The sequence below is a fragment of the Bacillus sp. 196mf genome (assembly GCF_003217275.1).
In the GTDB taxonomy this organism is placed as follows: domain Bacteria; phylum Bacillota; class Bacilli; order Bacillales; family Bacillaceae_G; genus Bacillus_A; species Bacillus_A thuringiensis_S.
This window is the reverse complement of record NZ_QJTG01000066.1, coordinates 1-6,046: the sequence shown is the minus strand read 5'-3', so window position 1 is coordinate 6,046 and position 6,046 is coordinate 1. Positions and strand designations below refer to the sequence as shown.

The following is a 6,046-nucleotide window of genomic DNA, read 5'->3' as shown; positions in this document are numbered from 1 at the left end:
AGCGTTCTTAGAACATCCAGACATTCCATTTGATAACAATCAAGCAGAACGGGATATTCGAATGACGAAAGTTAAACAGAAAGTGTCTGGGACTTTCCGAAGTGAGAAAGGTGCAGAATCTTTTTGTCAAATACGAAGCTTTATGAGTACCATGAAAAAACAAAAACAATCTGTCTTACAAGCGATAGGCCAGGTTATAGAAACCGGAACGGTTCCTTGGAAAATCACGACTTCATAAGAGAATTTCTCGATTTGATCTAGATTCATTCTCTGATTGGAGTCTTTTCTTTATCATGTTTTCAAATCGGAAACATGTATTTGGCATGCCTTGTTTCCTAACTAAGCTGAGTAGTTACTTTTATATTACAAAAGTGTAAGGTAAATGTAATGTTAACAAATAGCAGTTCGCCTCTAAAAAGCGCAAAATAGGTAATGGAAAAACAAGCGTAGGAGGATATATATGACGAAACCAGTTGTAGACGTGAAAAACGTTCAAAAAGTGTACGGTAAAAAAGGTGAGAACCAATCACACGCGTTAAAGGGTGTTTCATTCTCAATTCAAGAGGGTGAGTTTGTTGGAATTATGGGACCATCTGGTTCTGGTAAAACGACATTATTAAATGTAATTTCAACGTTAGATAAGGCAACGGGCGGCGTTGTTGAAATTGCGGGAACGGATATTACGAAAATGAAGCAAGGTGAGCTTTCAGATTTTCGTTCGCAAAAATTAGGATTTATCTTCCAAGATTTTAACTTATTAGAGAACTTATCTATTTATGAAAACATTGCACTTCCACTTTCTCTTCAAGGTGTCGCATCACGTAATATTGGACCGAAAGTAGAAAAAGTAGCGGATATGTTAGGGATTACAGAAATACTTCAAAAGTATCCATCTGAAGTATCTGGTGGACAGAAACAACGTTCAGCAGCAGCGCGTGCACTTGTGCATGAGCCGGCAATTATTTTAGGGGACGAGCCAACAGGAGCGCTTGATTCTAAAAATGCAACGAGTTTACTTGATGCGATGACAAACTTAAATAAAGATCAAGGCGTATCGATTATGATGGTTACGCATGATCCATATAGTGCAAGTTACTGTCAGCGTATTTTATTCATTCAAGATGGTGAGCTATATAAAGAAATTCATCGCGGTGGTATGCGTGAAGAGTTCTACAAAGAAATTTTAGATGTACTTGCAGATTTAGGTACACAAAAGGCGTAAGAAAGGAGGTTCCAGTATGTTATTTAAACTTTCCATGTCGGGGCTGAAAAGTAAGCTGAAAGATTATATCGTCTTACTTGTTGGTCTTGTCATGTCGATTTCAATTTTTTACATGTTCCAAACGTTAGCACTGAATAAAGCATTTTTAGAATCTAATTCAGTGATTAAATCTATTGGATTCGTATTCCAAGCAGGATCATTTTTATTAGCAATTATAACGTTCTTCTACATTTTATATGCAAACTCTTTCTTATTATCTCTTCGTCAAAAAGAGTTCGGTATGTATATGATGTTAGGTGCGAAAAAACATAAAGTTACATTACTTATGTTTATTGAAACAATCGTATTAGGTGCTGCGTCTCTTGCAATCGGGATTGCAGTTGGAGTAGGACTTGCAGAAGGTATTGGACAGTTATTAATGAAACAGCTTGAATTTGCTGGTGAAGGGTATAAAGCATTTTATCTACCATCTATGACTGTTACTTGCATCTTCTTCTTTGCACTATTTGTATTATCAGCAATTATGAACAGTATTAAATTGTCACGTATTTCTGTATTGCAACTAGTACATGCAGATGCACAAACAGAGCGTGTTGCAGTAAAAGGTAAAAAGACAGTTGTAGTGGCATTCCTTGCTGTTATTTTATTAGGTATAGGTTATGCATCTATGATCTATATGGAAAAACTAAAAGAGATGGGAATCCTTATTGCATTAATTACAACGACAGCTGGTACTTACATGCTATTTGGCTCACTTCTTCCAGTCATTATTAAAAAGTTAAAAAGTAATAAAAAGCGTAGTGAAAAAGGACTTAATGCTTTTACATTTGCACAATTAAACTTCCGAATTAATAGTTTAACGAAAGTACTTGCAACAGTGGCAATGTTAGTTGCGCTTGGAGCTGGTGCAATTTCGGGCGGTATGGCGTTCAAAAATAACGTTATAAAAATGGTAGATGGTTTAGTAATATATGATTCAGTAGTTCATAATCCAACAGCTGAAGAAAAGAAAATTTTAGATGGTATTACATTTAAAGAGAAAAGCGAATATCGTTATAAAGTTGATGATAAATACGTTTACTATGTAAAAGAAGATTTAGAGAAAAATCGTCCTTTCGTAAAAGATATGGCAAAGATGAAGTCTATGAAGGATTTAGTAAATACGAAAAAAGTTTCAGAGGAACTACCGGTAGGTGCAGTTTCTAGAGAGATGAATCAAAAAGATGCGAATACTAAAGAACTTTCAGCGGAATGGACAGATGCTTTTAGTACAATCCATCCATATTATTTATACAATGATCATGCAATTAAAATTGTAGATCAAAAAATGTACGATGGGATAAATGGTAAAGAAGGTATAGCATTTATCGGAAAAACAGATGATTTTTTAACATATAAAAAAGAATGGAAAAAACTTGATGAGTTGCAGCTAGATAAATATAAAAATGTAAAAGCTGAACAAATGGATAGTAAATATCAAGCTTATAGTGGGTTCTATGGCATTGCGAGTGGAACAGTATTTATGGGATTCTTCCTTGGAATTGCGTTCTTAGCAATGATGGCAAGCTGCCTTATGTTTAAAATTCTTTCTGGTGCATCAAAAGATATTACGCGTTATCAAATGCTTCGTAAAATCGGTGTGCGCCGTGAGTTACTAACGAAATCGATTTATAAAGAGTTATTCTTAGTATTCTTATTCCCAGCAATTGTGGGTATCGCTCACGTATTAGTTGGTATGAATATTTTCGGATTTATTTTAATCGATCCGTACTTCCGTATTTGGGTACCAATTGTAATTTTCGTAGTTATTTATGCGATTTATTACTTCATTACCGTTCAATTGTATAAAGGAATTGTTCTTCCGAAAGAAGACTAATAATAAAAACCGAGCAAAAACGCTCGGTTTTTATTATTTTCAGAAAAAAACACTTTAATGTTACTGAAATGTATAATATAATGTAAGTAAGTAACGTAATATAAAAGTAGAAGTAGCTGTATAAGGAAAGGAGGAATCCAATCTGTAGAAAGAAGCTGAACTTTTATCCCCACATTTTTTTACCGCAACGTATTTATACAATCGTAAGTTTCCACATTGAAAGTTTTCAGAACCACCTGAGTATATTGTGAAAATAATGGATAACACATGGAAATCTCATAGCATGATAAGGTAAAATGGACAACATAATGAGAAAATTACCGTTCATAAGATGAGGAGAATACATGTATGGAAGTTGTAGAGGCATTAAAAGATATAAGCCAAATTGAGGCTATGAAAAAATATTTAAAAGAGCACTCCCAGCGAGATTATCTTTTATTTGTTATTGGAATTAACACAGGATTAAAAATTACAGAACTACTTAGCATGAAATTTGAAGATGTATTAAATGAAGACGGGACTGTTAAAGAGTTTTATGCTCTTCCTGTGAAAGATGAAAAATTTAAACAAGATATTTATTTAAATACAAAAGTAAAAGAAGCGCTTTTAGATTACGTACAATCTATTGGCGTTAAAAGAGAAAATTACGTATTTCAATCTAATAAAACGCCAAATTCAATTACGCGCCAACAAGCGTATCGTGTAATTCATAATGCTGCAGAAGCAGTTGGAGTTGTTGGTAAAATCGGAACGAATTCAATGCGAAAAACGTTCGGATTTCATGCGTACAAAAGAGGGATAGCGATTGCGCTATTGCAAAAACATTTTCATCACGCGACTCCATCAGAGACACTAAAGTATTTAGGTATCTCAAAGGATGAGACCTTTAAAACGGAGATTGATGTCGATTTATAAAAGCCGTAACTAAAAAATTAGGAGGCGGAAAATATGAATATTAGAGAGAGTGAACTGCCGGGTATTGGATGTAAGTTTGAAGTGATTACAAAAGGTAATGAAAAGATGGTTATCGTTATTCATGATGATGGCCGAAGAGAAATGTACCATTTTGATGCTGATCATGAAGAGAGTATTTCAAGTGTCTCTCTTCGTGATTCTGAAGCGAGACAAATTGCAGCTATATTGGGCGGAATGGTATATAGGCCACAAGCTTTAGATACGATTGAAATGGCTTTTGAGGGATTATCAATTGAGTGGTTTAAGGTGGAAAATAATGCACCAGTTGTACAAAAAACAATTGGTAGTTTACATGTTCGAAACACATATAACGTAACGATTATTGCCATTTTGAAAAAGAATATGAAGAAGTTCTTTAATCCAGGCCCAGATTCTATCATTGAAGCTGGCGATATGCTCGTATTATCAGGCGAAAGACATGAAGTAAAAAGAATTATTAATGAGTTGCTTTCAGTAGGAGGGGATTCATAATCGATGGATACTTTAATCTTTGAAGTTGGAACTGCGTTAGTATTAGTCGCTTTTGCAGCTATTCTCGCTGCAAAGTTAAAGTTCTCGATTATTCCGTTTCTCATTATACTCGGTATGCTAGTGGGACCACATGCCCCAGATTTAGGGCTTATCGATTTAAGATTTATTGAAAGTGGAGAAGTTATTTCCTTCCTCGGCCGTGTTGGCGTTATATTCCTCTTATTCTATTTAGGCTTAGAATTCTCAATTAAAAAATTAATTAAATCAGGAAAATCAATTGCTTTTGGGGGAACTGTTCATATATCGCTTAATTTTATATTAGGTTTACTTTACGGATATATAATGGGTTTCCCCTTATTAGAAACATTAATTATTGCTGGGATCATAACAATTTCATCGAGTGCAATTGTTGCGAAAGTAATTGTTGATTTAAGAAGATCTGGTAATAAAGAGACGGAGCTAATTTTAGGAATCATTATGTTTGATGATATCTTTTTAGCGGTATATTTATCAGTCGTTTCAGGATTAGTACTCGGAGGGGCAACGTCATTTGTAGGTGCTCTTACATCTATTTTAATCGCAGTAGGGTATATGCTACTATTCTTTGTAGTTGCTAGAAAAGCTACACGATTCTTAAATAAAATGTTAGATATTTCGTCCAATGAAATTTTTATTATCGTAATATTCGCTATTTTATTCTTTGTAGCAGGATTTTCAGAAACGATTCATGTTGCAGAGGCAATTGGAGCATTATTACTAGGACTCGTTTTTTCTGAAACAGAGCATAGTGATCGAATTGAACAGCTTGTCGTTCCGTTTCGTGATTTCTTTGGAGCTATATTCTTTTTCAGCTTCGGTTTAAGTATAGACCCATTTTCACTTGGCGGAGCAGTGTGGTTGGCATTAGGAGCAGTTTTCATTACTCTTATCGGTAATTTTACTGCTGGAATGGTTGCGGGGCGTAAAGCTGGGTTATCGCATAAGGCTTCTACGAATATCGGTTTAACACTTGTATCACGCGGAGAATTTTCCATTATCGTCGCGAATATTGGAATTGCGGGCGGCTTAATGGCAACGATTAAACCATTCTCAGCTTTGTATGTTTTAATATTAGCATCGTTAGGACCTTTGTTAACAAAAGAATCTGGGAGAATATATTCCTTACTATATAAGTTGAATTTAAGCTTTACAATTGAACGCACAATCGATTAATCACTTTTTCAGGTGTGCGATTTAACTCCTGGATAAAAGCCTGTACATTTTTTTGAATCTCGTAGACCGATGAATAAAAAACGTTATGGATGACGTCAGATTTGAGCCATTTCCATAATCCTTCAATTAGATTTAAATCCGGGCTGTAGGGAGGTAAAAATACCAATTCTAAGCGATGCAGATGTCTACTTAAAAACGGTTGGATGAGCTTCGCATGATGAATACGCGCATTATCAAGAATTATGGCTATCTTCCCGTTGGGATAGCGTTCAAGTACCTTTTGAAGAAAA

At 34.8% G+C, this 6,046-nt stretch carries 7 protein-coding genes; 6 read left to right on the top strand and 1 reads right to left on the bottom strand.

Annotation, left to right across the window (positions count from 1 at the left end; genetic code table 11):
• From ATL10_RS30105 to ATL10_RS30075, 6 genes are all read left to right on the top strand, one after another.
• Window positions 1-238: IS66 family transposase (locus ATL10_RS30105; protein ID WP_142670038.1), on the top strand; the 238-nt coding region annotated here is incomplete at its 5' end.
• A gap of 222 nt (window positions 239-460) precedes the next feature.
• Window positions 461-1,222, top strand: coding sequence for an ABC transporter ATP-binding protein (locus ATL10_RS30100; RefSeq protein WP_000165836.1), 762 nt, complete (start codon window positions 461-463; stop codon window positions 1,220-1,222).
• A 16-nt stretch (window positions 1,223-1,238) separates the two neighbouring features.
• Window positions 1,239-3,098: an FtsX-like permease family protein gene (locus ATL10_RS30095; RefSeq protein ID WP_050822136.1), complete on the top strand. Its 1,860-nt coding sequence runs from the start codon at window positions 1,239-1,241 to the stop codon at window positions 3,096-3,098.
• A 348-nt stretch (window positions 3,099-3,446) separates the two neighbouring features.
• Window positions 3,447-4,013, top strand: coding sequence for a tyrosine-type recombinase/integrase (locus ATL10_RS30085; RefSeq protein ID WP_000454206.1), 567 nt, complete (start codon window positions 3,447-3,449; stop codon window positions 4,011-4,013).
• 33 nt (window positions 4,014-4,046) lie between these two features.
• Complete coding sequence (locus tag ATL10_RS30080; protein ID WP_001026053.1) at window positions 4,047-4,544, top strand: cation:proton antiporter regulatory subunit; 498 nt, start codon at window positions 4,047-4,049, stop codon at window positions 4,542-4,544.
• 3 nt (window positions 4,545-4,547) lie between these two features.
• Window positions 4,548-5,756: a cation:proton antiporter gene (locus ATL10_RS30075; RefSeq protein ID WP_110498265.1), complete on the top strand. Its 1,209-nt coding sequence runs from the start codon at window positions 4,548-4,550 to the stop codon at window positions 5,754-5,756.
• Here the strand turns inward: ATL10_RS30075 and ATL10_RS30070 are convergent.
• A partial coding sequence (locus tag ATL10_RS30070) for a transposase (protein WP_142670037.1) occupies window positions 5,731-6,046 on the bottom strand: 316 nt, incomplete at its 5' end. The two genes, ATL10_RS30075 and ATL10_RS30070, sit on opposite strands and share 26 nt — an antisense overlap.